The organism is Stenotrophomonas sp. YJH_SMC_36, from assembly GCF_059369935.1.
On record NZ_JCAFTD010000010.1, the window covers coordinates 32,518 to 58,517 of the forward strand.

Consider the following 26,000-nt stretch of genomic DNA (forward strand, 5'->3'; position numbering starts at 1 on the left):
CATTCAGCTTCCTGCCGCGGGCGCGCGACAAGCCCCCCCCGGCGCCGGTTGTCGTCACGAGACAATGTCGTTTTCGGAACAGACAAGTGACCGGGACGCGCTCGTACCGTCACGCGGGCCGGGGTACCGTGTCGTTGCATATAACGACAGACGACCACCCCTTTCCCCATGAGCATTCCATCCATGCGTAGCGTCGCAGCCTTCGGGCTGTCCGGCCTCCTGGCCGCCGCCCTCCCCCTTGCCGCGCAGGCCGCCGAACAATGCGGCCCCGATGCGATGCGCGAGCACCCGCCGCAGATCAATTTCCGCGTTGACAACGACCTGTTCGGCGGCCGCCACCAGGACCAGGGGTATACCAACGGCGCCGAACTGACCTTCGTATCACCGAACCTCGTCGATTACACCGACGATCCCTGCCTGCCGCGGCTGGCGCGCTGGGTCAACGGCTATCTGGAGCGCCTGCACCCGGGCCGGTTCGAACAGCAGAACATGATCTTCAGCATCGCCCAGGGCATCTTCACCCCGACCGACTTCACCCGGAAGGACCTGATCAAGGATGACCGCCCCTACGCGGGCGTGCTGATCGCCAGCTTCGGCTACAACGCGCGCAGTGGTGATCGGCTGCAGACCACCCAGCTGACGCTGGGCGTTGTCGGTCCGTGGGCCCAGGGCAAGCAGGTGCAGAACGCTGTGCATGAGGTGCTGGGCGACGAGAAGTTCCAAGGCTGGGACAACCAGCTGCACAACGAGCCGCTGGTGATGCTGACCCATGAGCGGATGCGTCGTTGGCCGGGCGACGCCAGCATCAACGCGGGCGGCTGGGGCTGGGACGCGATCAGCCACTACGGCGGCTCGGTCGGCAACCTGGCGACCAAGGCCAACATCGGTGGCGAGGTGCGCTTCGGCTGGAAACTGCCGGATGACTTCGGCAGCACGCCGCTGCGTCCTGCCGGCGAGAACACCGCGCCGACCCGCGGTGGCAGGCCGAGCGGCTGGTCATGGCACCTGTTCGCCACCAGCGATGTCGCCTGGGTGATCCGCGACATCACCCTGGATGGCAACACCTTCCGCAACAGCCACAGCGTCGACAAGCGCCACATCGTGGCCTACGGCGGCTACGGAATCGCGGTGATGCGCGGTCGTTGGAAGTTCGCGGCGGCGCGCTACCACAGCACCCGCGAGTTCAACGGCCAGCGCGAGGCACCGGTGTTCGGCAGCTTCACCATCAGCCGTTCGCTCTAGAACAGTGCGGACATCTGGTCCGCACATTGGCTGCAACGGAAAAGGCCGGCATGCGCCGGCCTTTTCCTTTTCATGTCAGCGCACGGCGCTGCGCATCATTCCGATTCCCACCACATCCAGAAGCTGTCCCACAGGCGCTTGAAGAAACCGGCCTGCTCGACGGCAGCCACCGCCACCAGCGGCGCTTCGGCCACCACCTTGCCATCCAGGCTCACCTTCACCGTGCCGATCTGCTGGCCGGCCGTGAACGGCGCTTCCAGGGTCTTGGGCACATCGATGCTCGGCTTCAGGTCGTTGTAACGGCCACGCGGCACGCTGACCAGCATCGGCTGGGCCACGCCCAGCTGCACCTTGTCACTGGTGCCCTTCCACACCTTGTGCTCGGCGACGGCCTTGCCCGGCTCATACAGGCGGTGCGTTTCGAAGAAGCGGAAGCCCCAGTTCAACAGCGCCAGGCTGTCATCGGCGCGCTGCTTCTCGGAGGCGCCGCCCAGCACCACCGCGATCAGGCGCTGGTCGCCGCGCTGCGCCGAGCTCATCAGGCAGTAGCCCGCCTCGGAGGTGTGCCCGGTCTTGATGCCATCGACACTGCCGTCGCGCCACAACAGCAGGTTGCGGTTGGGCTGCTTGATGTTGCCGACCTGGAATTCCTTGATCTTGTTGTACGCGTAGGTTTCCGGGTAATCACGCACCATCGCCCGGCCCAGCAGCGCCAGGTCATAGGCGGTGCTGTGGTGGCCCGCGGCGGTCAGGCCGTGGGCGTTGACGAAGTGCGAGTTCTTCATGCCGATCTTGGCGGCGTAGCTGTTCATCAGCGAGGCGAAGGCTTCCTCGCTGCCCGCCACGTGCTCGGCCAGGGCGATCGCGGCATCGTTGCCGGACTGGATGGCCATGCCCTTTTCCATGTCTTCCAGGCGCGCGGTCTGGTTCACCGGGAAGCCGCTGTAGCTGCCGTCGGTACCCGCACCGCCTTCGCGCCAGGCGCGCTCGCTCATCATCACCTGGTCATCCGCACGGACCTTGCCGTTCTTGACCTCAGCGGCGATCACGTAGGAGGTCATCACCTTGGTGATGCTGGCCGGCGCCAGCTGCTCGTGGATGTTCTCGCCCGCCAGCACCTGGCCGGTGGCGTAGTCCATCAGGATCCAGGCCTTGGACACGCTCGGCACCGGGGCCGGTGGCGTGGCCACGGTGGCCGGAGCCGCAGCGGCGGCAGGTGCGGGTGCGGCCGGGGTCGGCAGCGGCGTCTGGGCAGAAGCCAGGCCCACCACCAGGGTGGCGGCCAGGGCGGTGGCGGCGGAACGGAAATTCATTGGACAGCGGGCTCCAGGGACGGCCGGGAATGGAGGGGGAACAGAATGGCCATTGTAGGCCGGGGGGGCCCGGGCCGGCAGCACCGACCCGGGCGGGATCAATCCTTGACGATCTGCGGCGATCCAAGGCCCAGACCGGCGATGCGGCCGACAAGTTCCGCGGCACTGGCATGGTCGCTGGCGGGTACGCGCAGACGGAAGAGCGTGCGGCCACCGGCGGCGATGTCGCTGATGGTCGCGCCGACGATGCCGGCCGCATTGAGCTGGCCCATCGCACGATTGGCATTGTCACGGTTGGAGAAGCTGGCCACCTGCACCATCACCGCACCCACCACCTGCTGCGACAGCGTGGGGCTGCTGGCCGGTGCCGCGGAAGCGCGCGGCGCCGTGGCGGCGACTCTCGCCGGCGCAGCGGCAGGTGCCGCAGTGCGGACGCCCACTGCACTCGGCGGCAGGCTGCTGACCGCCACGTCCGGCGGCGTGCTGACCACCGCCTGCGTGGTGGCCGGCTGGCCCCGCGTCGGCACCGCATCGGCAGGCAGACGTTTGACCAGGCGGTCGATGTCGCTGTCGGCCGCCGGGCGCGTGGCGACAGTGCTCGCCATCGTCGTCGCCGCACCGGCAGCGGCGGCGGCTTCGGCCGCCCGGCGCTCGCGGCGCGACGGCTTCTGCGCCAGCAGATTGCCCTCACCCGGCTGCAGCGCGCGCACCTCCACATTGCCGGTTCCGCGCTGGGTGATGCCCAGGCGTACCGCAGCGGCATAGCTCAGATCGACCACGCGGCCATCGTGGAACGGGCCCCGGTCATTGACCCGCACGATCACCGACTCGCCGTTGTCCAGATTGGTCACGCGGGCGAAGCTGGGCAGCGGCAGCGTCTTGTGCGCAGCGGTGAACTGGTACATGTCGTAGACCTCCCGGTTCGAGGTCAGGCGGCCATGGAACTTGGCGCCGTAGTACGACGCCGTACCGCGCTCGACATAATCGCGGGTATCGTCGAGCACCTTGTACGACTTGCCCAGCACCACGTACGGCGACTTGTTGCCGATGGCCGAACGTGTTTCAGCCGTCACTTCCGGCTCGGGAATGCAGGCCACGTTCGGAATGTAGCTCGGCGTGCTGTCTTTCACGCCCGGCCGGTACAGGCCGCCGGCGGTGTAGTTGCCCCGCGTGTTCGGGTCTTCCTTGGCCGCCGCATAGGGCGATCCCTCCGGACAATGCGCCGGGCGCGTGCCCCTGCCCTGCACCACCGTACCGGAAGGCGTCCCACCGTGGCCGGCGGTGGCCGGCTTCTTCGGCGCGCTGCTGCAGGCGGCCAGCGCGAGGACGATCAATCCAGGGACCAGCCATCTGATGTTCATGCCGGGGGCAGCTCCTGTCCGGCAATGGCCTGCGACAACTGGAACACGGCCATCGCATACATCTTCGAGAGGTTGTAGCGGGTGATCGCGTAGTAGTTCTGGAAGCCCAGCCAGTACTGCTTGCCGGTGCTGCCCTCGAGCGTAACCGGAGTGGCCGTCGCACCCGGCTGTACCGGTGCGGCAGGCTGATAGCCACGCTGGGCCAGATCGGCTAGCGACCAGGTCGGTGCCCACTCGGTCGGATTGAATTCCTCGCGCCCCGGAGCGAGTGTCGCCGGCACGGCCACCTGCCCGCCCCGGACCCAGCCTCCCTTCTTCACGAAGTAGTTGGCAATGGAGGAAAACACGTCGTCGTAGCTGTTGAACAGGTCACGGCGACCGTCGCCGTTGCCATCCACGGCATAGTCCAGGTAGCTGGACGGCATGAACTGGCCCATGCCCATCGCACCGGCATAGCTGCCCTTGAGCGTGGTGATGTCGAGTTTCTCCTCGCGGCCCAGTTCAAACAGCTTGGCCAGTTCATCACGGAAGAACAGCTCGCGGCGCACCTCGCGTTCCAGCTTCTCCGGATCGCCGCTGCGCGGGTAGTAGAAGGCCAGCGTGTACAGCGCATCGAGCACGCGGTGGTTGCCGGCATTCCTGCCATAGCTGGTCTCCACGCCGATGATCGCCACGATCACCTCGGCCGGAACACCGGTGCGCTGCTGCACGCGATCCAGCTCGGCGCGGTGTTCGGCGAGGAAGGCACGGCCCCCCTCGATGCGCGCCTTGCTGATGAACATCGGCCGGTATTCGTTCCAGGGTTTGACCCGTTCGGCAGGGCGCGACATCGCGGCGATGATCGGCTGGCGCACCTGCGCCTGGTCGAGCACGCGACGGATCTCGTCGGGCTGGAGTCCGTAACGCTTGGCGGTATCGGCGATGAAGGTGGCGCGCGCGGTCTCGAATGGAACCGGCGTGAGATCGACCGGCGGCGCGGTGGCGGCGGTGGCTTCCGGCGCGGCCTCGGCCGGTCCCTTGGGCTTGGTGGCCGGATGGCGCGGCGTACTGCTGGCCTGCGGTGAAGACGGTGGAGATGTCGGCTGGGTCGCGCAGGCGACCAGGCCGAGGGTAAGCATGCAGGCCAGAGTGCGTCGAATCATCGTCGCAGGTTAGCAGGTCATGGATGAATTAAAACCCCTAACACCATGAATCAAAACGATTTGCTTGCAAGCAGTCGAAATTGTGAAAACGATGTGAGCGATCCATCGTATTCAGTTGAGAGGTTGCCGGTTGCGTCCCCATCCCCGCAGACGCAACCGGCGACCGGATCCGGTCGATACGCGCGCGGCTGCCGCTCCCCAGTGGCAGTACCCCGCGCGCCCTGTATCCGTTGGATCAGTACTGCTTCCCGCCCGACGCCCCCTCGCGCTGCAACGATAGACGGCGCGCCGTGCCGAACGGGCCGCCATTTTGCAGGCCGATTGCGACAAGTCCATTGATCAAAATCAACGCAGCGTAAAAGTGTGAACTAGATAACGTTTTTTTAGGGCTTTGGTCGGCGGACCTGCTGTTGCGCGTCGTCATGGGAACGCTTCCATGAAGGGCGTTGCGCAAGCGTTGGACGGCCCCGGCCTTGCCCGAAACCGCAGAGGTGCAGCAACCCGCGTCGGCCGCGCGCTCCCGGAGGTGCTAGCCGTAGCCGCCGTGCACGGGATTGTGGCTGCGCACCGCCATCACCAGCCCGAAACCGGCCAGCAGCGAGACGGCCGACGTACCGCCATAGCTGATCAACGGCATCGGCACGCCCACCACCGGCAACAGACCCGAGATCATTCCGCCATTGACCAGCACGTAGACGAAGAACGCCAGGCCGGTGGCACCGGCCAGCAGCCGCGAATAGGAGTCGCGCGACTGGCTGGCAATCCACAGGCAGCGCCCGATCACCACCAGGTACAGCGCCAGCACGACGGCCACGCCGATCCAGCCGAATTCCTCGCTCAACACCGAGAATGCAAAGTCGGTGGTCTGCTCGGGAATGAAGTTCAGGTGCGACTGCGAGCCTTCGCCCCAGCCCTTGCCGTCGAACCCGCCGGAACCGATCGCGATCTTCGACTGGATGATGTTCCAGCCCGCGCCCAGCGCATCCATTTCCGGGTCGAGGAACATCATGATGCGGTCCTTCTGGTAGGGCCGCAGCAGCCAGAACCAGGCCAGCGGCGCAACCGCGGCCACGCCGCCCACGCCCAGCCCCACCCACCACCATGGCAACCCGGCCAGCAGCAGCACGAACACGCCGCTGGCGGCGATCAGCACGCCCGTGCCGAAGTCCGGCTGCAGCATCACCAGACCGGTCGGCACGCCGATGATGACCAGCGACACCAGCACCGTATTGATGCGTGGTGGCAAGGGCACCCGGTGCAGGTACCAGGCCACCATCATCGGCAGGCTCACCTTCAGCAGTTCAGCCGGCTGCAGGTAGAAGAACTTCAGGTCCAGCCACTGCCGGCCGTATTTGCCGGTACCGAGCACGAACACCGCCAGCAACGGGATCATCGAGATCGCGTAGATCATCGGCGTCGCCGAACGGATGCGCAGGATCGGTACCCGCGAGATGGCCCACAGCGCGGCCATGCCCACGGCGAAGCGGGCGCCCTGCGCCATTACCAGGCTGTCGCCGCCTGCACTCTTCAGCGTGGCCAGGCCGATCATCATCAGCGCGCCCAGGGCAAGGCACAGCACCCAGTCCAGCGTGCTGAAAAAGCGCCGCAGCATGTCCCCGGCCCATCGCAGGAAGGCCTTCATCGCGTCGCCTCCGCAGCCGCCGGTGGACGCGGCGCGGCAGGCAGTGCCGGTGCCGGCGCAGCGGGTGTTCCCGGCTGCGGCTGGGGCTGCGGGACCGCAGCGCCGATCAGCACCGGATGCTCACCGACCTGTGCGGCGGCAGCATCCCCCGCCTGGCGGGCGCCCACGTCCTCGTTGTCGAAAGCGGTCGCACCGATGGCGGTGGTGCCGCGTTCACTGTCCAGCGGCTGGATGCCATCGGGCATCTTGCCCAGCAGCCAGGCATCGAACACCTTGCGTGCGATCGGCGCAGCTGCCGAGCCGCCGTAACCGCCGCCTTCCACCGCGATCGCCAATGCGATCACCGGCTGATCAGCCGGCGCGAAGCCAACGAACAGCGCACGGTGGCGCAGGTGCATCGGCAGGCTCTTGGGATTCACCGCTGCCGTGCCACGGCGGCTGACCACCTGCGCGGTGCCGGTCTTGCCGGCCATCACGTACGGCGCCCCGACCGCCACCCGCCAGCCGCTGCCGCCGGGCTGCATGGTCGCCATCATGCCTTCGCGCACGGCCTGCACGTTGTTCGGATTGGGGCTGACCGGCTTGCTGTCGCGTGCCGGCACCCCGGTCCACTCGCTGTCGAACCCTTCGCGCTGCTGGATGACCAGGTGCGGCGTGCGCAGCTGCCCGCTGGCCAGACCGCTGACGCCCCGCGCCAGCTGCAGCGGAGTGACCTTCCAGTCGCCCTGGCCGATGCTGATGTTGACCGTATCGCCGGGGTACCACGCTTCCTTGCGGGTCTTCCGCTTGTACGCCGGTGACGGCAGGATGCCGCCGATCTCGCCGGTCAGGTCGATGCCGGTCGGCTGGCCGAAACCGTAATAGTCCATGTAATGGTCGAAACGCTCGATGCCCAGGTCCAGCGCCAGCCGGTAGTAATAGGTATTGACCGAATTTGAGATCGACTTGCGCAGGTCGGTCCAGCCATGGCCGCCACGGTTGGCATCGCCCCAGCCGCGGCTGGTGCCGGGCAGGTAGAACATGCCGGTGGACAGGATCTTGTCTTCCGGGCGGCGCACACCGGCGTCCAGACCGGCCAGTGCGATCAGCGGCTTGAGCGTCGAGCCGGGGGCCACACCGCCCAGTACAAGGCGGTTGAACTGCGGGCGCGATGGATTGTCGTTCAACGCTTTGAAATCGGCGTGGGAGATGCCGTTGACGAACAGGTTCGGGTCGTACGATGGCAGGCTGACCATCGCCAGGACCTCGCCCGTGCGCGGGTCCATCGCGACCGCCGAGCCTTCCTGGTCGCCGAAGGCGGCAACCATCGCCCGCTGCAGGTCGGCGTCGATCGACAGGCGCAGGTCGACACCGGACTGCGCGGCAACGCGGCCGATGGTGCGGATCGCACGGCCCTGCACGTTGGTCTCCACCTGCTCGTAACCGACCTTGCCGCGCAGCTGCTGCTCGTAATAACGCTCCAGGCCCGACTTGCCGATGTGGGTCAACGCGGCATTGCCCTCGCCAAGGATCTCCAGATCCTTGTCATCGACACGACCGACGTAGCCGATGATATGCGCGAACAGATCGCCGTACGGATAACGACGGGTCAGGTAGGGCTCCAGCTCGACACCCGGGAAGCGCCAGCGATCGACGGCGAAGCGTGCCATCTCATCGTCGGTCATGCGCAGCTTGAGCGTGACCGGCAGGAACTTCCGGCGCGCCTTGCGCGACTTGTTGAACGCCTCCAGCTCTTCCGGACTGATCTCGATGATCTTTGCCAGTCCTTCCAGCGTGGCATCCATGTCCTTGACCTTGTCCGGGGTCACGTCCAGGCGGAAAGCCGGCACGTTCTCGGCCAGCAGGCGGCCGTTGCGGTCGTAGATCATGCCGCGCCCCGGCACCACCGGCCGCGGCTTGATGCGGTTGGCTTCCGAACGGGTGGCGTAGATGTCGTGGTCCAGCACCTGCAGCTTGAAGTACCAGCCGCCCAGCCCGAGCAGGCAGACCAGCACCCCCAGGAAACCCAGCGCCGCACGACGGCGGAACTGCTCGGCTTCGGCGTGCGGGTTCTTGACCTGGCGGCGCGGAATCATGGCTCAACGCCCGCGTTTGCCGAAACGCACCGCGTCCAGCAGCACGAATACCAGCGGCCACAGACCCATGCCCAGCAGCGGCGCCCACCAGTACGACCACGGCAGCGTCGGCTCATCCACCACGATGTGCACCAGCGCGCTGACGATGCGGTCGTTGAACAGCAGGCCACCAATGGCGAGCATCTGCTGGGACATCGGGAAGAAGCGGATGCGGGCGCGGAAGCGCTGCAGGATGAAGGCCAGCATCACCAGGCGCAGCGCTTGTTCACCCAGCACCCCGCCATACAGCAGGTCGGCGACAACGCCACTGGCGAATGCGATGCCGAGACCAACGCGCTCGGGCGTTTCGATCACCCAGTACGCCAGCACCAGCGCCAGCCAGTACGGGCGCAGCGGCTGCAGCAGGGCCGGCAACGGCAGCAGGCCCAGCAGCAGGGCCACCACCAGACTGGCCGGCAGCACCCAGGGATTGTCGCGCAGGCGGCTCATCGCTGGACCTCTGCGGCGGCGGCCGGTCCGGTTGCCGGCTGCGGATCCGGGGCGGTCGAAGACGCCGGAGTGACGGCCGGCGCCGACGGCTGCCCTGCGCGGGTGTCTGCCGGTGCTGCTGCCGGTGCTGCTGCCGGCGGTGCCGGGACCGGCACGGTAGCCGCATTGGCTGGCCCGCCCGGCGCGGTGTCCTCCAGCTGCAGGCGTACTTCCGGCGGGATGCGGATCGCTGCGCCCGGGCGCAGCAGCAGCACATCGCGGCCGCGGTCGAGCTGTGCGGCCGGCTTCAGCTCACCGACCAGGAAGGCATGGGTGTCATCCGGGCGCAGCGCGGTGATGGTGCCGACCGGGAAACCGGCCGGGAAACGGCCACCGAGACCGGAGGTGACGATCTCATCGCCCACTTCCACCCCGGCACTGAGCGGGATGTCGCGCAGTTCCAGCGTATCGCCGCGACCGTAGACGATCAGGCGGACACCGTTGCGGGCCACGGTCACCGGCACGGCATGGTCGGGGTCGGTCAGCAGCAGCACGGTGGAGGTGCCGCCGGTAACGCTGATCACCTGGCCCATCAGCCCACCGGCGTCGATCACCGCCTGGCCGACATGCACTCCCTCGCGGCTGCCTGCGTCGAGTACCAGACGCTGTTTCACCGGGTCCAGGTCGATATCGAGGATCGGCGCCAACTGCACGTCCAGGCCGCTGCGCTCGGCCACGTTCAACAGTTCGCGCAGCTGGGCATTGTCCAGCGCAGCGGTCTGCAGACGGGTCAGGCGGGCGTTGGCCAGCAGCAGCTGGTTGCGCAGCTCGCGGTTCTCGCTGACCAGCTGGCTGTGGCTGGCCGCGTTGTCCTTGACCTGGCTGCCCAGCTTGCCCGGCAGGCCTGCCAGGGCCCAGACCGGCTGCACCAGGGTGTTGGCCTGTTCACGCAGGCGCGCCAGCCAGCCGGCCTGGTCGTCGAGGACGATCAGGGTGATGGCCAGCGCGAGATAGGCCAGCAGCCGCAGCGGGCTGGCGGCATCACCGGATCGGGAAGCAACGGGAGGACCGGCGTAGGGCGGCACGGCAACGATTCAACTGGCAGAAGGCGGAGGGGAAACACGCGGACGCCCCGCCGGTGCCGGCCCGCCAACGCGACGGGCCGCACCCCGGAGGGGCGCTGCGGGCAGGAACGGCCGGGACAGCTTATTCCGGCGCAAAGAACTCGTTGCCGTGCATGTCGACCAGCTCCAGCGCACGACCACCGCCGCGGGCCACGCAGGTCAGCGGATCGTCGGCCACCTGCACGTGCAGGCCGGTCTCCTCGGAGATCAGGCGATCCAGGTCGCGCAGCAGGGCGCCACCACCGGTCAGCACGATGCCGCGCTCGGCGACGTCGGCGCACAGTTCCGGCGGCGTCTGCTCCAGGGCCAGCTTGACCGCGCTGACGATGCCCGACAGGGGTTCGTGCAGGGCTTCGAGCACTTCGTTGGAGCTGATCTTGATCATCTTCGGCACGCCCTCGGCGAGGTTGCGGCCGGAAATCTCCAGCTCCTGCACCTCTGCCTGCGGGTAGGCACAGCCCAGCTCCACCTTGATGCGCTCGGCCGTGGCTTCACCGATCAGCATGCCGTGGTTGCGGCGCACGTAGTTGGTGATCGACTCGTCGAAGCGGTCGCCACCGATGCGGACGGAGGCCGAATAGACGATGCCGTTGAGGGAGATGACCGCCACTTCGGTGGTGCCACCGCCGATATCGATGACCATCGAGCCACGGGCTTCGGTGACCGGCATGCCGGCGCCGATCGCAGCGGCCATCGGCTCTTCGATCAGGTACACGTCACGGGCACCGGCTTCCTCGGCCGATTCCTTGATCGCACGACGCTCGACCTGGGTCGAGCCGGCCGGCACACAGACCAGCACGCGCGGACTCGGGCGCAGCACGCGGGACTTGTGCACCTTCTTGATGAAGTGCTTGAGCATCGCCTCGGTATAGGTGAAGTCGGCGATGACGCCATCCTTCATCGGGCGGATGGTGGTGATGTGGCCCGGGGTACGGCCCAGCATCTGCTTGGCCTCGGCACCGACGGCTGCCACCGAGCGGGTGCCACCGATGGCACGGTCCTGGCGCACGGCCACGACCGAAGGCTCATTCAGCACGATCCCCTGCCCGCGCACGTAGATGAGGGTGTTGGCCGTGCCCAGGTCGATGGACAGGTCATTGGAGAACATGCCACGGAGTTTCTTGAACATCTGAGGAAGGAGTCCTGAGGGGTGTCGTGCCCGCCGCGGGATGGCGAAAAAATGGGCAGAAATCGAGGCCGACAAGCCTAGCAACCCGCCTGCCGCCGAGCAAGGAAAAATCCAGCTGAACCCGCGTCTTCACAGGCTTTGGGCCTGATCCGGCATCACCCGCTTCTGGCCCTGAGCGGCACCAGCGGGTAACCTTTGCGCCGTCGGGCGCCCAAGGGCGCCGTTTGCTTGCCCGTCGAAGCGGGCAGGCCCACCCCAAAATTCACCGCATAGGCTTACATCGATGTCCGCTCTGATCTGTGGTTCTCTTGCCTTCGACACCATCATGGTGTTTCCGGACCAGTTCAAGAATCACATCCTGCCGGACAAGGTGCACATCCTGAACGTGTCGTTCCTGGTCCCGCGGATGCGCCGCGAGTTCGGCGGCTGCGCCGGCAACATCGCCTACAACCTGCATCTGCTGGGGGGCCACCCGATCCCGATGGGCACGGTCGGCTCGGACTTCGGCCCGTACCGCGAGTACTTCGATGGCCTGGGCATCGACCTGTCGCGCGTGCGCGTGATCGATGAGCTGTTCACCCCGCAGGCGTTCATCACCACCGACCACGACAACAACCAGATCACCGCCTTCCACCCGGGCGCGATGATGCGTTCCTACGAGAACCACGTGCGTGGCGTGCCGGGCGTGACCCTGGGCCTGGTCGGCCCGGACGGCCGCGAAGGCATGATCCAGAACGCGCTGGAGTTCCACGAGGACGGCATCCCGTTCATCTTCGACCCGGGCCAGGCCATGCCGCTGTTCAACGGACCGGAGCTGCGCCAGTTCATCGAGCAGGCCGACTACGTGGTGGTCAACGACTACGAGTCGAACCTGCTGCAGGAACGCACCGGCTGGGACGAGAAAGAAATCGTCAGCCGCGTGCAGGCCTACATCACCACCCGTGGCCCGAAGGGCGCGGTCATCCACACGCCGGACAAGAGCTACGACATCCCGCCGGCGCACGAGCGCCGTGTGGTCGATCCGACCGGCTGCGGCGATGCCTTCCGCGCGGGCCTGATCTACGGCATCCAGAAGGGCTACGACTGGCTGACCATCGGCCGCATGGGCAACCTGATGGGCGCACTGAAGGTCGAGCACCCGGGCACCCAGAACCAGCGCTTCACCTTCGATGAGTTCAACGAGCAGTTCAAGCAGCAGTTCGGTTACGCGCTGGGCGCGTAAACCGAACTGCCCGCGCATCTGCTCGGTGGGTGTCGACCTGGGTCGACACTGCCGGCCAGCGGCCGGCACCACCGGAACTTCCGACCGACACGTTGCCTGCTGTCTGTAGAGCCGAGCCCATGCTCGGCTTGCGCGCGCCAGCGCGATCTGACCGCAGAGCAGCCGAGCGTGGGCTCGGCTCTACACGGTCATGCGCCCTGCCACGCTGCCAACAGGGCGCGGCAATCGGCGAAGTGCCAATCCGCGCGGCCCGGCCACGGGTTGTCAGGCAGGTTGACCAGCACGGTGTGGGTGCCGGCGGCACGGCCGCAGTCCAGATCATAGGCGTGGTCACCCACCATCACCGCCTGCGCGGCGGCAACGCCCCAGCGCCGCAGGTGCTGCTGCAGGCCATCCGGCGAGGGCTTGGGCACCGCTTCATCACGGCCGACGATGTCGGCATCGTCGAACAACGCCCCGACCCCGATCGCCTCCAGCGTCAGCTTCGCCAGCGCATGGTCGTTACGGGTCAGGATGCCCAGCCGGCACCCGGCGGCCGCCAGCGCGCGCAGCAGCGTCACCGCGCCCGGCGCGGGCAGCGCGTCCTCGGCCAGCGCGCGCTCATGGTCCAGCAACCACTCACGCTTGGCCTGCGCCGATGCGTCAGGCAGCGCCGCGATATGGTCGAGGATGTCCTCCTCGGCCGCGATCTCCAATGCGCGGCGGATCGCGGCAAAATCATGCACGGCGACGGTCAGCGTTCCGTCCATGTCGAACACCCAGTGGCGGATCGCGGGCAGCGCCTGCGCGGCCGTGGCCGCGCCCGGCATCACTGCCACCACGGCGGCATGCGGCTTGCGTCCACGCCCCCGGTCTCGAACACCGCCGTGCGGGTGCCGCCGGCCTTGACCGGGAACTCGATGCTGATCGACTTGCCCTTGCGCGCCAGCTTCCACAGCGCCTTCTGGTCGGTGATGAACAGCGCAATCGCCTCATCGGTCTGCGGCCGCCAGGCGGCCATCGACACCGGCTTGCCGTCGTCCACGGTCACCTTCACCGTACACTGCGGGCAGCGGAAATCGCCGGCCTGCAGCACCAGGTAGGCGTGCCGCTTCCACTCCGGGTGATCGCGGAACACCAGCTGCACCGGCTTTGCGCCGCTGCCATCCACGTCCACCCGTTCCTTGCTGTAGATCTGCGCCGACACCTGGTTGCCCTTGTTGCCGACCGGTATCTGGTTGTACTGCCACAGCGCCTGCATGCGGCGCAGGTCGCGCGCGGCATCGCCCTTGGCCTTGACCTCTTCGAAGCCTGCGGCGATGCGCTCGGCGGCGGCCGTGTCCTTGTACTCATCCAGCAGCGCGGCGCCATGCAGTCGCGCGCGCTCCCAGTCCTGCGCGGCGACGGCCATGTCGTACTGCTTGGCCACGTCCTCGGCCTTGGCTTCCTTCTGCGCCTGAACGGCGGCCGCGGCGGCTTCCTGCGCCTTGCGCTCTTTTTCGGGATTGCTGCAGGCGGCCAGGGCCAGAGTGCAGGCGGTGAGCAGGATCAGTCGTTTCATGGCAGAGGTCCTTCGTGTTTTTCGCATGCTTGCAAAGTCGCGCATGGCTCGACTCTACAAAAAAAGTGCCGGGCAGTGCCCGGCGCTTGTTCTTACTTGGCTTCGGCCTTGGCCAGCATGTCCTGCACCGAGGCAGTGGTGATCGGATGGTAGCCCGGCTTGGCCTTCTCGAAGGCCTGCTTGGCCAGCTCCAGCCCCTTCGGCGTTTTCACCAGTTCGGCGTAGATCGGCAGGATCAGCTTGCGACGGCCGACACGCTCGATGAATGCCGCCGCGGCCTCATTGGCCGGCTCGTAGCCGCTGCGGATGGCCAGCGGATACCAGCGCATGGCGATCTCGCCATTCGGCGTGCCCGTGAAGTGGAAGGCCTTGTCCAGCGTGGCCAGCGTGTCCAGCGGCTGGGTCGTGCCCAGGCCGTCGATGAAGCGCACCCACTCCTGGGTGCTCCAGTCAGCGATGACCTGGCTGCTGGGCACGGTGCCGGCGCTGGTGAAGGCGATGCGCGCGGTATCGACGCTGCTGAAGTTGCGCGACTGCGCCTTGGCCGCGAACGCCGGGATGCCAGGCTCGTCCAGCCATGCCTTCAGTTCGGCTTCCGTCACTGCCGACGGGTTCTTCGGCAGCAGATTCTTCTTCAGGTACTCGACGAACTGGTCCGTATTCGCGCTCTGGAAGGCGTGGTCATCGAACCAGCCGCGCAGGAACGGATCGAAGGTCTCGCGGCCGAAGCGCTGTTCCAGGAACTCCAGGAACCAGGAACCCTTGACGTAGGCCACCTGGCTCAGGGCTTCATCGGGGTCACGCTCGTTCAGCGGCGGCAGCGCCAGCGCCTGGTCGGCGGGGCTCATGTCCTTCACTTCCGCCAGCAGATCGGTCTGGTCGATCTGCCGCTCCATTTCGGCCATTTCCTTGCCGTACAGCGCTTCGGTGATGCGGCCCTGGACGTAGGTGGTGAAGCCCTCGTTGAGCCAGATGTCCTTCCAGCTGGCGTTGGTCACCAGGTTGCCCGACCAGCTGTGCGCCAGTTCGTGGGCGACCAGCGAAACCAGCGATTTGTCGCCGACGATCACGGTCGGGGTGGCGAAGGTCAGGCGCGGGTTCTCCATGCCGCCGAACGGGAACGACGGCGGCAGCACCAGCATGTCGTAACGGCCCCAGCGGTACTCGCCGTACAGCTTCTCGGCGGCACCGATCATCTTCTCGGTGTCCTCGAATTCCTTGGCCGCCTTGCCGACCATGGTCGGTTCGGCCCAGACGCCGGAGCGGCCGGAGATCGGCTCGAACACCAGGTCGCCGGCGGCGATCGCCAGCAGGTAGGACGGGATCGGCTGCGGCATCTTGAAGGTGTAGTCACCATCACGCGCGGCCTTGGGGTCGTTGTCGGCGCTCATCAGCACCATGACGTCCGGGCGCGAGACCACGTGCGCGCTGTAGGTGAAGCGCACGCTCGGGGTGTCCTGCAGCGGCACCCAGGAACGGGCATGGATGGCCTGCGACTGGCTGAACATGAAGGGCAGCTTCTTGCCTTCGGTCATCGACGGCGCCAGCCACTGCAGGCCCGAGGCGGTCGGCGCGGTGTGGTAGGTCACCTCGACCTTGGCCGGCTGCTGCGGGGCCTCGATGGTCAGCTTGCTGCCGAACACCTTGTCGGCCGCCGCCAGCTCGAACTTCAGCGGGCTGCGCGCGCCGTCAGCGGCAACGGCTTCGACCTTGGACACGGTCAGCTCGCGGGTGTCGAGCACCAGCTGCGTGGCGTCCTTCTGCTTCCATTCCAGGGTGTAGGTCGCGGTACCGCCGATCTGCTTCTGGTCGAAGTCCAGCTTCAGGTCCAGCGCGATGTCCTTGATGACGACCTTGTCCGGCTCGGCGTACGAGCTTTCGTCGTGGCTGCGGTTCTCGGCGTTCACGGGAGCGGCGGGGGCCTTTTCGGCAGTCGGGGCGGCGGCGGGCGCGGCCGCCTCCTGGGAGCAGCCAGCGGCCAGGGCCACGGCCAACGGAAGGAGCATCAGCGGATTGCGCATGAATCGGGACCGTTACGGGGAGCAAACCCCAATGGTACCTCCCTCCGGCCCCGCAGGCGTTGCGCGGTGCGGGGTAAGGCGGCCAAGGCCGATCCTGCGGCGGCGCCCTGGGTAGGTGCCAACCTTGGTTGGCACGGATCCATCAACGCATGTGGCAGGCCCGTGCCGACCAAGGTCGGCACCTACCAGAGCGGATGACCGCAGCGGCCGAGTGCCAACCAAGGTTGGCACCCACCAAGGGCAAGGCTTACAGCTTGTAGCCGGAGTGGATCGACACGATGCCGCCGGTCAGGTTCTTGTAGTGGCAGCGCTCGAAACCGGCCTCGCCCATCATGGCCTTCAGCTCGTCCTGCGGCGGATGCTTGCGGATGCTCTCGGCCAGGTACTGGTAGCTGTCCGAATCATTGGCGAACAGCTTGCCCAGCTTCGGCAGGATCTTGAACGAGTGGAAGTCGTAGATCGGCTTGAACCAGTCGGCGGTGACCTCGGAGAACTCCAGCACACGCGCCTGGCCGCCGACCTTGAGCACGCGGTACATCTCGCGCAGGCCGGCATCCTTGTCGGTCACGTTGCGCAGGCCGAAGGCGATGGTGACCAGGTCGAAGCTGTTGTCCGGGAACGGCAGGGCCTCGGCATTGCACTGGACGTAGTCCAGGCCCAGCACCAGGCCGCGGTTGGTGAGGCGATCACGGCCCACCGACAGCATGCCGGCATTGATGTCGCCCAGAACCACCGAACCTTCGGCGCCGACGCGCCCCTTCAGCAGGGCGGCAATGTCGCCAGTGCCCCCCGCGAGGTCAAGCACGCGGTCACCGGGCTTCACCTGCGCGGTCGCCACGTAGTAACGCTTCCACGCCCGGTGCACGCCCAGGCTCATCAGGTCGTTCATCAGGTCGTAGTTGCGCGCGACCGAGGTGAACACCTGCCCGACCAGCTTCTGCTTGTCCTTGGCGGCGACGTCGCGGAACCCGAAATGGGTGGTACCGGATTTGTAGGGGGATTCGCTCATGCCCCGATTATCGCACCGCCAGGGCCGCTGCGGGGGAACGGCGCCTTATCATGGCAGCCCATGACCTTCCGGAGCCCCGCATGATCACCACACCTGATTACCAGGCCCTGCTGCAGACCGCCATCGCCGAAGCCCGCCAGGGCTTGGCCGAGGGCGGCGTGCCGATCGGCGCGGCGCTGTACCACAACGACGGTCGCCTGCTCGGCTGCGGCCACAACCGCCGGGTGCAGGAAGGCGATCCCTCCGTGCACGGCGAGACCGACGCCTTCCGCAAGGCCGGGCGCCAGCGTCGCTACCGCGACACGATCATGGTGACCACCCTGGCCCCGTGCTGGTACTGCTCGGGACTGGTGCGCCAGTTCAACATCGGCACCGTGGTGGTCGGCGAGTCCCGCACGTTCCAGGGCGGCATCGACTGGCTGCGCGAAAACGGCGTCAATGTGATCGACCTCGACAGCCAGGAATGCGTCGACCTGCTCGGGGGCTTCATTGCGCAATATCCCGAGATCTGGAACGAAGACATCGGCGAATGAGTGCCGTGGACTGACCCCAGCCCGCGTTTAATGAATGCTTCATCCGCGGCAGGCCCTTGTGCAGTCAGCGTCTGCGGCGTTCGATGTGACGCGCTGCGCACTCCGTCGGCACGCATGCACACGCCGCGGTAACACCCCACCGCTCCGGCACGCCTACGGTGGGGTTACCGGGGCCCCCTACCCCGGCGGAGCCAGCCATGTGCGCGCACGCTGCAAGCCCCACGCCCAATCTGACCCTTGACGGAATCCGCGCCCGCCTGCGGGGCCAATATCGGTTGCATCGGCGCGGTGCCCTGTTCTGGACCGCTTATCAGAGCATGCAGCTGGAACTGGTGCGCGACCATCCACGCGACCACGTCCGCCTGTGCAACGCGATGGCGGACATCGCTGAAGACCTCGGCGTGGTCGAGCACGCCCAACTGATCGGCAATCGCAACGCTGTTTCCACATTGCGATGACACCGCTTCCACCGGTGATCAGGCAACACTGCGATTCCCCCCACTCCACGTCCACCTCAACCGATTGGATCGACATGCACACTGAAGTCCCTGCCATTCCCCCGGTCATCGACGTCGATGCGGAACTCGAGCACTGGCGCCGCCAGCATGCCGACGGTGCGCTGCCTCATAATTCGTTCGGTTCCTACGTACCCTGGATCAAGTTCGCCTGCGATTCGCTGATCACCCAGCCGCGCGCCAGCAACGAGCAGCGTGACGAGATGTTCCAGACCCAGTATGCGCTGCAGATCATGCCGCGGCTGAGCGAAGCACAGGCCCGCGAGTTCGTCGACCGCTGCTGGCAGCACGTCTACCAGGCCAGCCGCGTGCGCCTGCAGGACGCACCGCGGCTGCGCGCCTGAGCAGCCCTGCTGCACGCGGGCTGCACGGCCACGCGCCGATCATCACGTCACCCCAGCGGGACGACGACGGTGAAAGCAAGAAACCTGTTCAATACCATCGCCAAGAAGGCCGCGGCCGCCACCGGCTCTCCGTGGACCTTTCTGGGTGCAGTAGCCATCGTGGTGGTGTGGGGCATCTCCGGCCCGGTGTTCGGTTTCAACGACACCTGGCAGCTGGTCATCAACACCGGCACCACCATCATCACCTTCCTGATGGTCTTCCTGATCCAGCACACGCAGAACGCCGATACGGCGGCGATGCAGATCAAGCTGGACGAACTGATCCGGGCCACCGCGGAAGCCAACAACGAGCTGCTGGATCTGGAAGAACTGGACGAACAGCGGCTGGAAGAGATCCGCGCCGAGTATGAGCGGATGGCACGCGAAGCCGGCGACGCGCTGGCCCGTGTGCGGGCCTGCCACACGGTGCGCCGTGATGATGAAGCGGTGTAGCCCTGACGCGACGACCCGCGAACGCCTGATCGAAGCGCCGCCGGGTATGACCCGGCGCTACCAGAATCCACGCCGGGCCATGCCCGGCGCGTCCCGTCAGCTGCGTTCGTGCCAGCCGCCGCCCAGCACCTTGTACAGGGTGATGCGGTTGGCCTGCTGGGCCAGTTGCGCCTGCAGCCGCGTCTGCTGCGCGCTGTAGGCCGTACGACGCGCGTCGAGCAGGCTGACGAAGCTGTCCAGGCCGGCGTCATAGCGTGCCTGCGACAGCCGATTGGCCTGCTCGGCCGCGTCAACCAGACGCTGCTGGGCGCTGACCTGCTCATCCAGGCTTACGTTCATCGCCAACGCATCCGCCGCTTCGCGGAAGCCGTTCTGGATCGCCTTCTCGTACTGCGCCAGTGCAATGTCACGATCTGCATTGGCGATGTCGAGATTGGCACGCAAACGGCCGCCCTGGAAGATCGGCAGGGTGATCTTCGGCAGGAAGCTCCACACGCGCGTGCCGCTGTCGAAGAGGTTCGACAGTTCATTCGATCCGCTGCCGATGCTGCCTGTCAGCGAAATGCTCGGGAAGAACGCTGCTCGGGCAGCGCCGATGTTGGCGTTGGCGGCCAGCAACTGGTGTTCGGCCGCCATGATGTCCGGGCGCAGCAGCAGCACGTCGCTGGGCAGGCCGGCCGGTGGTGGGGCCAGTGCCAGCAATTGCGGCTCGATGCCATCCGGCAGCAGAGCCGGGTCGACCTGGCCACCGGCCAGCAGCGCCAGGGCATTGCGGTCCTGCGCGAGCTGGCCGCGCAGGCGTGCGGCATCGGTGCGCGCGGTTTCGACCAGGGTGCGGGTCTGGGTCAGTTCCAGTGCTGAACTGCCGCCACGTTCATGGCGTGCTTCTGCCAAGCGCAGCGAATCCTCATAGGTCTTCAGCGTCGCTTCGGCGATCTTCAGCTGCTGGCTGTCGGCGCCGTAGGTCAGCCACGCCGTTGCCGTCTCGGCCACCAGGCTCAGCTGTGCATTACGGCGGTTGGCGGCGATGGCAAAGTACTGCTGCAGGGCTGCTTCGCTGAGGTTGCGCACGCGGCCGAACAGGTCCAGCTCGAATTCGGCCACACCGACGCCGGCAGTGAACTGCTCGGTGACTCCCGCATCCGTACCTGTGCGCTCCATCTGCCCGGTGATGGCCACGCCCGGCACCCGGTCGGCGCGCTGCACCCGGTACTGGCCGCGTGCGCGCTCGACATTGAGCACGGCCACACGCAGGTCGCGGTTGTTGTCCAGCGCCTGGCCGATCACCTGCTGCAGGCGTGGATCGGTGAAGAAGTCACGCCAGCCCAGCGTGGCCACATCGGCAACCTGGCCCTGCGTGGCCTCTGCCGGCCACTGCGCAGGAATCGCCGGGGCAACGGCCGTGTCCTTCGGCGCGAGGGTGGAGCAGCCGGCGACCGTGAGCACGGCGGCCAGGGATACAGCAAGAGAAGAGAATTTCATGGCGACACCTTGGGGGTCACGGTGGTAGCGCCGGGCCGTTCCCGGCAGCTACGTGGTAAGGCATCCGCCGGGCATGGCCCGGCGCTGCCGGATTCCATCACTCGGCGGTCCTGCGTTTGAACACGCGCTGCACCACCACGAAGAACAGCGGCACGAAGAACACGCCCAGCGCGGTGCCGACGATCATGCCGCCCAGCACGCCGATGCCGATGGCCTGCTTGGCGCCGGAACCGGCACCGGTGGAGATCGCCAGCGGCACCACGCCCATGCCGAATGCAAGCGAGGTCATCACGATGGGACGCAGGCGATCGCGCACGGCATGCATGATCGATTCGATCAGGCCGGCCCCCTTCTCCAGGTTTTCCTTGGCGAACTCGACGATCAGGATCGCGTTCTTGCTGGTCAGGCCCACCGTGGTCAGCATTGCCACCTGGAAGTAGATGTCGCGCTCCAGGCCCTTGAAGGTGTTGGCCAGCACCGCGCCGAGGATACCCAGCGGGGCGGCGAGCAGCACGGCGGTCGGAACACTCCAGCTTTCGTACATCGCGGCCAGGCACAGGAACACGATCATCAGCGACAGCGTGTACAGCAGCGGGGTCTGCGAGCCGGCCTGGCGTTCCTGGTAGGACATCGCGGTCCACTCGATGCCGAAGCCCGCCGGCAGCTGCTTGGCCAGCTGCTCGATCTCGGCCATGGCGTCACCGGAGGCGACTCCCGGGGCCGGTTCGCCCTGGATTTCCATTGCCGACACGCCATTGTAGCGCTCCAGGCGCGGCGAGCCGTAATCCCAGTGCTTGCTGGCGAAGGCGCTGAACGGAACCATCTCGCCCTTATCGTTCTTCACCGACCAGAGATCGAAGTCCTCCGGCACCATGCGGAACGGCTGGTCGGCCTGCACGAACACACGCTTGACGCGGCCACGGTCGACGAAATCATCGATGTACGCGCTGCCCCATGCGGTGGCCAGGGTGGTATTGACCTGGGCGATCGACAGCCCCAGCGACGTTGCCTTGGCCACATCAATGTCGATGCGGAACTGCGGCGTGTCTTCCTGGCCGTTCGGGCGGACGTTGGCCAGCTTCTTGCTGCCGGCCGCCAGGCCGAGCAGCTGGTCACGCGCGGCCACCAGCGCATCGTGGCCCTGGCCGCTGTTGTCCTTCAGGAAGAAGGTGTAGCCCGAAGCGGTACCCAGCTCCGGGATCGCCGGCGGCGGGAAGGCGAAGATGAAGGCGTCCTTGATCCCACCCAGCGCAGCCATGGCGCGGCCGGTGATCGGCATCACGCCGTTGTCGGCGTCACGCTCGCTCCAGTCCTTCAGCTTGACGAAGGCCATGCCCGCGTTCTGGCCCATGCCGGCGAAGCTGAAGCCCTGCACCGAGAACACCGACTCGACCGCCGCCTTCTCGTTCTCCAGGAAGTGATTCTCCAGTGCCGCGATCGATTCCAGGGTACGTTCCTGGGTGGCGCCGACCGGGGCCTGCACCAGCGCCATCAGCACGCCCTGGTCTTCATTGGGCAGGAACGAGCTGGGCAGGCGCACGAACAGAACCGCCATCAGTACGAACAGCGCGGCGACGATGCCCATGAAACGCCACGGACGGTTCAGGATGCCGCGTACACCACGCTGGTAGCTTTCGCTGGTGCGGTCGAAACCCCGGTTGAAGCCGTTGAAGAAGCGACCGGCCAGGCCGCGGTGGGCGACATGATGCTCGCCCTTCTTCAGCGGCTTGAGCAGCGTGGCGCACAGCGCCGGGGTCAGTACGATCGCGACCAGCACCGACAGCGCCATCGCCGAAACGATCGTGGCCGAGAACTGCCGGTAGATCACGCCGGTGGAGCCACTCATGAAGGCCATCGGCACGAAGACGGCCGACAGCACCAGGCCGATGCCGACCAGTGCACCGGTGATCTGGCCCATCGACTTGCGGGTGGCCTCCAGCGGCGACAGGCCCTCCTCGGACATGATGCGCTCGACGTTCTCCACCACCACGATGGCGTCGTCCACCAGCAGGCCGATCGCCAGCACCATCGCGAACATGGTCAGCATGTTCACCGAGAAGCCGAGCATCGCCAGTACGCCGAACGTGCCCAGCAGCACCACCGGCACGGCGATGGTCGGGATCAGGGTGGCGCGGAAGTTCTGCAGGAACAGGTACATCACCACGAACACCAGCACGATCGCTTCGATCAGGGTCTGCACGACGCCCTTGATCGACACGCGTACGAACGGCGTGGTGTCGTACGGAATCTCGGCCTTCAGGCCGGCCGGGAAGAAGTTCTTCAGGTCGTCCAGCGCAGCATCCACGCCGGCGGCGGTGTCGAGCGCATTGGCGCCGGTGGCCAGGGTGACGGCCAGGCCGCTGGCCGGCTGGCCGTTGTAGCGGGTGACGAAGTCGTAGGACTCCGCGCCCAGCTCGACGCGGGCGACATCACCCAGGCGCAGTTCGGCACCGTCCTGCGCGCCGCGCACGACGATGTTGCGGAACTGCTCCGGCGTCTGCAGGCGCGACTGCGCATTGATCGTGGCGTTGAGCTGCTGGCCCTTGACCGAGGGCGCGCCGCCCAGCTGGCCGATCGCCACCTGTGCGTTCTGTGCCTGGATCGCTGCGGTCACTTCCGGCACCGACAGGCCGTAGGTATGCAGCTTGTTCGGGTCCAGCCAGATGCGCATGGCGTACTTGCCGCCGAAGACCTGGATGTTGCCCACGCCCGGGACTCGGCTCAGGCGATCGACGACATTGGAGCCGACGTAATCGGCGATGTCGTTGGCATCCATGCTGCCGTCTTCGGAGACGAAGGCGATCACGTTCAGGAAGCCCGAGCTGGACTTGGCCACGTTGATGCCCTGCCGCTGCACTTCCTGCGGCAGCAGCGGCATGGCCAGCTGCAGCTTGTTCTGCACCTGCACCTGCGCGATGTCCGGATTGGTACCGCTCTCGAAGGTCAGGGTGATGGTCGCCTGGCCGTTGGCCGAGCTGTTGGAGGAGAAGTAGATCAGGCCATCAAGCCCCTTCATGTTCTGCTCGATGATCTGCGTCACCGAGTCTTCGACCACTTTGGCCGAGGCACCCGGGTAGGTGGCGCTGATTTCCACCGCCGGCGGAGCGACGTTGGGATACATCGAGACCGGCAGCTTGAACAGGGCCAGGCCGCCGGCGAGCATGATGATGATGGCGATGACCCACGCGAAGATGGGTCGATCGATGAAAAAGCGTGCCATGGAATTCTCCGCTTACTTCGCGTCGCCGGCCGGAGCCGCAGGCGGGGCAGCGGCCGGCTTGGCCGGTGCGGCGCCCTTTTCGGTGGCGTTGACCGGCATGCCGGGGCCGATCTTCTGCAGGCCTTCGACGATGACCTTGTCGCCGGGCTTCAACCCGTCCTCGACCAGCCACTTGTCGCCGATGGTGCGGCTGACCTTGACCGGGCGGACTTCGACCTTGCTGTCCTTGCCGACCACCATCGCCGTGGTGTCACCCTTGGCATCGCGGGCGATGCCCTGCATCGGCACCAGCACGGCGTCGCTGCGCACGCCGCCACCGATCACTGCGCGCACGTACATGCCCGGCATCAGCAGGCCATCGGGGTTTTCCACCTTGACCCGCAGGCCGAAGCTGCCGGTGGCTGGATCGACGCTGACTTCGGAGAACTCCAGCGTGCCCTTGTGCTCGAAAGCGCTGCCGTCTTCCAGCAGGATGCTGACCGGCGTCTGCTGGTTGTCCTGCAGGCGGCCGGCGGCCAGCTCGCGGCGCAGCTGCAGCAGCTCGGCCGAGGACTGGGTGAGGTCGACATAGATCGGATCCAGCTGCTGCACTGTGGCCAGGGCGTCGGCCTGGCCGGCGTTCACCAGCGCACCCTGGGTGACGCTGGACTTGCCGATGCGGCCGCTGATGGGCGCGGTGATGCGGGCGTAGCCCAGCGTGACGTTGGCCGAATCCAGCGAAGCCCGGGCGGCGCCGACGTCGGCCTCGGCCTGCTTCTGCGCGGCTACGGCGTTTTCCAGATCCTGCTGGCTGACCGCATCGACCTTGGCCAGCTCGGTGATGCGCTTGGCACTCAGGCGCGCGGCGTTGGCCGTGGCTTCGGCGCGGGCCAGCTGTGCGCGGGCACTGTTGGCCTGGGCGCGGTAGCTGGCGTCATCCAGCTGGTACAACGGCTCGCCGGCCTTGACCATGCCGCCCTCGGTAAACAGGCGCTTGGCCACGATGCCGCTGACCTGCGGACGGACTTCGGCCACCAGGAAGGCATTGGTCCGGCCCGGCAACTCGCGGGTCAGGCCCACGGTCTCGGACTTCAGCGTGACCACGCTGACCTGGCCGGGCCCCTGTTCGGGGGCCTGGGGTTCGCCGCCACAGGCGGCGACGGTCGTGGCGATGGCCAGCGACAGCGCAAAGGGTCGGATTCGGCTCAGCAACATGGGGAAGGCTCTTGGAAGGAAGAATCTCAGCAGGCGCTGATACGGCGGACACCTCCCGGGAAAGGGTTGAGGCCTCACGTACAACGCCCACCCGGGCAGGCATGGGTGCCGGAACAGGACAGCCACGCACACGACGGGAACGATGGAGGTGAAATATACATACATGCTTGTTTGTTTGTAAACAGGTACAATTCAGCCACGTTTCACCTGTACTCGTACCCATGGCCCGCAAGACCAAAGAGGACACCCAGGCAACCCGGGAAGGCATCCTTGACGCCGCCGAAGCCTGCTTCCATGAACATGGCGTGGCCCGTACCACGCTGGAGATGATCGGTGCCCGCGCCGGCTATACCCGCGGCGCCGTGTACTGGCACTTCAAGAACAAGGGCGAGGTGCTGGCCGCGATCATCGAACGGGTGCACCTGCCTTTCATGCAGGAACTGGAGCGCACCTCCACCGAGCAGCGCGATACGCCGGTGCATGATCTGCGCGCGGTGATGATCCATTCCTTCATCGAGCTGTCCGAAGACGAGCGCCTGCGCAAGACCATGGAGATCATGCTGCGCAGCGATGCTTCGGCCGACACCAAGGTGCTGACCGAACTCCAGCAGGCCGGTTTCCGCGACGCGCTGGACCGGATGGAGCGTGCGCTGCGACGCGCGCAGGCGCTGGGCCAGCTGCGCGAAGGCGCCGACCCGAAGATCGCCGCGCGCATGCTGCACGCGACCGTGCTGGGGGTGCTGCATGGCGCGATGGTCGAGCCGGATCTGATGGATCTCCAGCGCGACGGCATGCTCGCGCTGGACATGACCCTGGCCGCCTACGTGAAGGAAGGCGTGTTCGAGCCGGGCACCGTACCTGCGCCGTTGCCGGAGGCCTGAGCGCACAGGGGTCGGATCCCTCAAACAAGAAGGCCGCCTTTCGGCGGCCTT

23 protein-coding genes are annotated in these 26,000 nt (G+C 66.8%); 7 read left to right on the top strand and 16 right to left on the bottom strand.

Features of this window, described 5'->3' with window-relative positions; genetic code table 11:
* The first annotated feature begins 183 nt into the window (after positions 1–183).
* A complete protein-coding gene (locus AC5P76_RS17645) occupies positions 184–1,242 on the top strand; it encodes a lipid A deacylase LpxR family protein (protein ID WP_495222799.1) in 1,059 nt (352 codons plus the stop codon).
* A gap of 95 nt (positions 1,243–1,337) precedes the next feature.
* Here AC5P76_RS17645 and AC5P76_RS17650 read toward each other — a convergent pair whose 3' ends face one another.
* The 9 genes from AC5P76_RS17650 to AC5P76_RS17690 form a co-directional block, all read right to left on the bottom strand.
* Positions 1,338–2,555: a D-alanyl-D-alanine carboxypeptidase family protein gene (locus tag AC5P76_RS17650; RefSeq protein WP_053519634.1), complete on the bottom strand. Its 1,218-nt coding sequence runs from the start codon at positions 2,553–2,555 to the stop codon at positions 1,338–1,340.
* A gap of 98 nt (positions 2,556–2,653) precedes the next feature.
* Positions 2,654–3,916 (bottom strand): septal ring lytic transglycosylase RlpA family protein, encoded by a 1,263-nt coding sequence (locus tag AC5P76_RS17655; RefSeq protein ID WP_253120110.1) that lies wholly within the window; start codon positions 3,914–3,916, stop codon positions 2,654–2,656.
* On the bottom strand, positions 3,913–5,058 hold the full coding sequence (gene mltB / locus AC5P76_RS17660; RefSeq protein ID WP_065175164.1) for a lytic murein transglycosylase B: 1,146 nt from the start codon (positions 5,056–5,058) through the stop codon (positions 3,913–3,915). Before mltB ends, AC5P76_RS17655 begins: the two co-directional genes overlap by 4 nt.
* Before the next feature lie 235 nt (positions 5,059–5,293).
* A complete protein-coding gene (locus tag AC5P76_RS17665) occupies positions 5,294–5,482 on the bottom strand; it encodes a hypothetical protein (protein ID WP_253120111.1) in 189 nt (62 codons plus the stop codon).
* Between the two features lie 105 nt (positions 5,483–5,587).
* The gene (gene rodA / locus AC5P76_RS17670; RefSeq protein ID WP_053519637.1) at positions 5,588–6,700 is read right to left on the bottom strand and encodes a rod shape-determining protein RodA; all 1,113 of its coding nucleotides are present in this window, start codon (positions 6,698–6,700) and stop codon (positions 5,588–5,590) included.
* Positions 6,697–8,775, bottom strand: a complete 2,079-nt coding sequence (gene mrdA / locus AC5P76_RS17675) for a penicillin-binding protein 2 (protein ID WP_065175165.1) — start codon at positions 8,773–8,775, stop codon at positions 6,697–6,699. Before mrdA ends, rodA begins: the two co-directional genes overlap by 4 nt.
* 3 nt (positions 8,776–8,778) lie before the next feature.
* On the bottom strand, positions 8,779–9,264 hold the full coding sequence (gene mreD / locus AC5P76_RS17680) for a rod shape-determining protein MreD (protein WP_053519639.1): 486 nt from the start codon (positions 9,262–9,264) through the stop codon (positions 8,779–8,781).
* Positions 9,261–10,328: a rod shape-determining protein MreC gene (gene mreC, locus AC5P76_RS17685; RefSeq protein ID WP_253120114.1), complete on the bottom strand. Its 1,068-nt coding sequence runs from the start codon at positions 10,326–10,328 to the stop codon at positions 9,261–9,263. Before mreC ends, mreD begins: the two co-directional genes overlap by 4 nt.
* Positions 10,329–10,449: 121 nt before the next feature.
* The gene (locus AC5P76_RS17690; protein ID WP_005411077.1) at positions 10,450–11,496 is read right to left on the bottom strand and encodes a rod shape-determining protein; all 1,047 of its coding nucleotides are present in this window, start codon (positions 11,494–11,496) and stop codon (positions 10,450–10,452) included.
* A 283-nt stretch (positions 11,497–11,779) separates the two neighbouring features.
* On the opposite strand from AC5P76_RS17690, the gene AC5P76_RS17695 reads away from it, so the two are divergent.
* Positions 11,780–12,718, top strand: coding sequence for a carbohydrate kinase family protein (locus AC5P76_RS17695; RefSeq protein ID WP_053519641.1), 939 nt, complete (start codon positions 11,780–11,782; stop codon positions 12,716–12,718).
* 188 nt (positions 12,719–12,906) lie between these two features.
* Here AC5P76_RS17695 and AC5P76_RS17700 read toward each other — a convergent pair whose 3' ends face one another.
* The 4 genes from AC5P76_RS17700 to ubiE form a co-directional block, all read right to left on the bottom strand.
* A complete protein-coding gene (locus AC5P76_RS17700; protein WP_180876852.1) occupies positions 12,907–13,527 on the bottom strand; it encodes an HAD family hydrolase in 621 nt (206 codons plus the stop codon).
* Positions 13,527–14,258 carry an outer membrane protein assembly factor BamD gene (locus AC5P76_RS17705; protein WP_253120117.1) on the bottom strand — a complete coding sequence of 244 codons (732 nt, stop codon included), beginning with the start codon at positions 14,256–14,258 and terminating at the stop codon, positions 13,527–13,529. The genes AC5P76_RS17700 and AC5P76_RS17705 overlap by 1 nt, the downstream gene beginning before the upstream one ends.
* 92 nt (positions 14,259–14,350) lie before the next feature.
* Entirely contained in the window at positions 14,351–16,279 is a 1,929-nt protein-coding gene (locus AC5P76_RS17710) for a M1 family metallopeptidase (RefSeq protein WP_111186200.1), read from the bottom strand.
* A gap of 247 nt (positions 16,280–16,526) precedes the next feature.
* Complete coding sequence (ubiE, locus tag AC5P76_RS17715; protein ID WP_253120120.1) at positions 16,527–17,288, bottom strand: bifunctional demethylmenaquinone methyltransferase/2-methoxy-6-polyprenyl-1,4-benzoquinol methylase UbiE; 762 nt, start codon at positions 17,286–17,288, stop codon at positions 16,527–16,529.
* A gap of 80 nt (positions 17,289–17,368) precedes the next feature.
* Between ubiE and AC5P76_RS17720 the strand changes: the two genes are divergently transcribed.
* From AC5P76_RS17720 to AC5P76_RS17735, 4 genes are all read left to right on the top strand, one after another.
* Complete coding sequence (locus AC5P76_RS17720) at positions 17,369–17,821, top strand: nucleoside deaminase (protein WP_065175170.1); 453 nt, start codon at positions 17,369–17,371, stop codon at positions 17,819–17,821.
* Between the two features lie 197 nt (positions 17,822–18,018).
* Complete coding sequence (locus AC5P76_RS17725; RefSeq protein ID WP_253120122.1) at positions 18,019–18,279, top strand: hypothetical protein; 261 nt, start codon at positions 18,019–18,021, stop codon at positions 18,277–18,279.
* Between the two features lie 74 nt (positions 18,280–18,353).
* Positions 18,354–18,680, top strand: coding sequence for a hypothetical protein (locus AC5P76_RS17730; protein ID WP_065175172.1), 327 nt, complete (start codon positions 18,354–18,356; stop codon positions 18,678–18,680).
* Between the two features lie 69 nt (positions 18,681–18,749).
* A complete protein-coding gene (locus AC5P76_RS17735; RefSeq protein ID WP_053520445.1) occupies positions 18,750–19,172 on the top strand; it encodes a low affinity iron permease family protein in 423 nt (140 codons plus the stop codon).
* Positions 19,173–19,268: 96 nt separating this feature from the next.
* Here AC5P76_RS17735 and smeF read toward each other — a convergent pair whose 3' ends face one another.
* The 3 genes from smeF to smeD form a co-directional block, all read right to left on the bottom strand.
* Positions 19,269–20,654: a multidrug efflux RND transporter outer membrane subunit SmeF gene (gene smeF / locus AC5P76_RS17740; protein WP_164150669.1), complete on the bottom strand. Its 1,386-nt coding sequence runs from the start codon at positions 20,652–20,654 to the stop codon at positions 19,269–19,271.
* Between the two features lie 97 nt (positions 20,655–20,751).
* Positions 20,752–23,874: a multidrug efflux RND transporter permease subunit SmeE gene (gene smeE / locus AC5P76_RS17745; protein WP_053520172.1), complete on the bottom strand. Its 3,123-nt coding sequence runs from the start codon at positions 23,872–23,874 to the stop codon at positions 20,752–20,754.
* Between the two features lie 12 nt (positions 23,875–23,886).
* A complete protein-coding gene (gene smeD / locus AC5P76_RS17750) occupies positions 23,887–25,068 on the bottom strand; it encodes a multidrug efflux RND transporter periplasmic adaptor subunit SmeD (protein ID WP_065175174.1) in 1,182 nt (393 codons plus the stop codon).
* A gap of 221 nt (positions 25,069–25,289) precedes the next feature.
* Here smeD and AC5P76_RS17755 point away from each other — a divergent pair, with 221 nt between their 5' ends.
* Complete coding sequence (locus AC5P76_RS17755) at positions 25,290–25,949, top strand: TetR family transcriptional regulator (RefSeq protein ID WP_065175175.1); 660 nt, start codon at positions 25,290–25,292, stop codon at positions 25,947–25,949.
* Positions 25,950–26,000 lie beyond the last annotated feature (51 nt).

What these genes read in the sequence shown, in the direction of transcription:
- AC5P76_RS17645 (WP_495222799.1), top strand. Translation starts at nt 184, where the DNA reads ATGCGTAGCGTCGCAGCCTTCGGGCTGTCCGGCCTCCTGGCCGCCGCC.
- AC5P76_RS17650 (WP_053519634.1), bottom strand. Translation starts at nt 2,555, where the DNA reads ATGAATTTCCGTTCCGCCGCCACCGCCCTGGCCGCCACCCTGGTGGTG.
- AC5P76_RS17655 (WP_253120110.1), bottom strand. Translation starts at nt 3,916, where the DNA reads ATGAACATCAGATGGCTGGTCCCTGGATTGATCGTCCTCGCGCTGGCC.
- mltB (WP_065175164.1), bottom strand. Translation starts at nt 5,058, where the DNA reads ATGATTCGACGCACTCTGGCCTGCATGCTTACCCTCGGCCTGGTCGCC.
- AC5P76_RS17665 (WP_253120111.1), bottom strand. Translation starts at nt 5,482, where the DNA reads ATGACGACGCGCAACAGCAGGTCCGCCGACCAAAGCCCTAAAAAAACG.
- rodA (WP_053519637.1), bottom strand. Translation starts at nt 6,700, where the DNA reads ATGAAGGCCTTCCTGCGATGGGCCGGGGACATGCTGCGGCGCTTTTTC.
- mrdA (WP_065175165.1), bottom strand. Translation starts at nt 8,775, where the DNA reads ATGATTCCGCGCCGCCAGGTCAAGAACCCGCACGCCGAAGCCGAGCAG.
- mreD (WP_053519639.1), bottom strand. Translation starts at nt 9,264, where the DNA reads ATGAGCCGCCTGCGCGACAATCCCTGGGTGCTGCCGGCCAGTCTGGTG.
- AC5P76_RS17690 (WP_005411077.1), bottom strand. Translation starts at nt 11,496, where the DNA reads ATGTTCAAGAAACTCCGTGGCATGTTCTCCAATGACCTGTCCATCGAC.
- AC5P76_RS17695 (WP_053519641.1), top strand. Translation starts at nt 11,780, where the DNA reads ATGTCCGCTCTGATCTGTGGTTCTCTTGCCTTCGACACCATCATGGTG.
- AC5P76_RS17700 (WP_180876852.1), bottom strand. Translation starts at nt 13,527, where the DNA reads ATGCCGGGCGCGGCCACGGCCGCGCAGGCGCTGCCCGCGATCCGCCAC.
- AC5P76_RS17705 (WP_253120117.1), bottom strand. Translation starts at nt 14,258, where the DNA reads ATGAAACGACTGATCCTGCTCACCGCCTGCACTCTGGCCCTGGCCGCC.
- AC5P76_RS17710 (WP_111186200.1), bottom strand. Translation starts at nt 16,279, where the DNA reads ATGCGCAATCCGCTGATGCTCCTTCCGTTGGCCGTGGCCCTGGCCGCT.
- ubiE (WP_253120120.1), bottom strand. Translation starts at nt 17,288, where the DNA reads ATGAGCGAATCCCCCTACAAATCCGGTACCACCCATTTCGGGTTCCGC.
- AC5P76_RS17720 (WP_065175170.1), top strand. Translation starts at nt 17,369, where the DNA reads ATGATCACCACACCTGATTACCAGGCCCTGCTGCAGACCGCCATCGCC.
- AC5P76_RS17725 (WP_253120122.1), top strand. Translation starts at nt 18,019, where the DNA reads ATGTGCGCGCACGCTGCAAGCCCCACGCCCAATCTGACCCTTGACGGA.
- AC5P76_RS17730 (WP_065175172.1), top strand. Translation starts at nt 18,354, where the DNA reads ATGCACACTGAAGTCCCTGCCATTCCCCCGGTCATCGACGTCGATGCG.
- smeF (WP_164150669.1), bottom strand. Translation starts at nt 20,654, where the DNA reads ATGAAATTCTCTTCTCTTGCTGTATCCCTGGCCGCCGTGCTCACGGTC.
- smeE (WP_053520172.1), bottom strand. Translation starts at nt 23,874, where the DNA reads ATGGCACGCTTTTTCATCGATCGACCCATCTTCGCGTGGGTCATCGCC.
- smeD (WP_065175174.1), bottom strand. Translation starts at nt 25,068, where the DNA reads ATGTTGCTGAGCCGAATCCGACCCTTTGCGCTGTCGCTGGCCATCGCC.
- AC5P76_RS17755 (WP_065175175.1), top strand. Translation starts at nt 25,290, where the DNA reads ATGGCCCGCAAGACCAAAGAGGACACCCAGGCAACCCGGGAAGGCATC.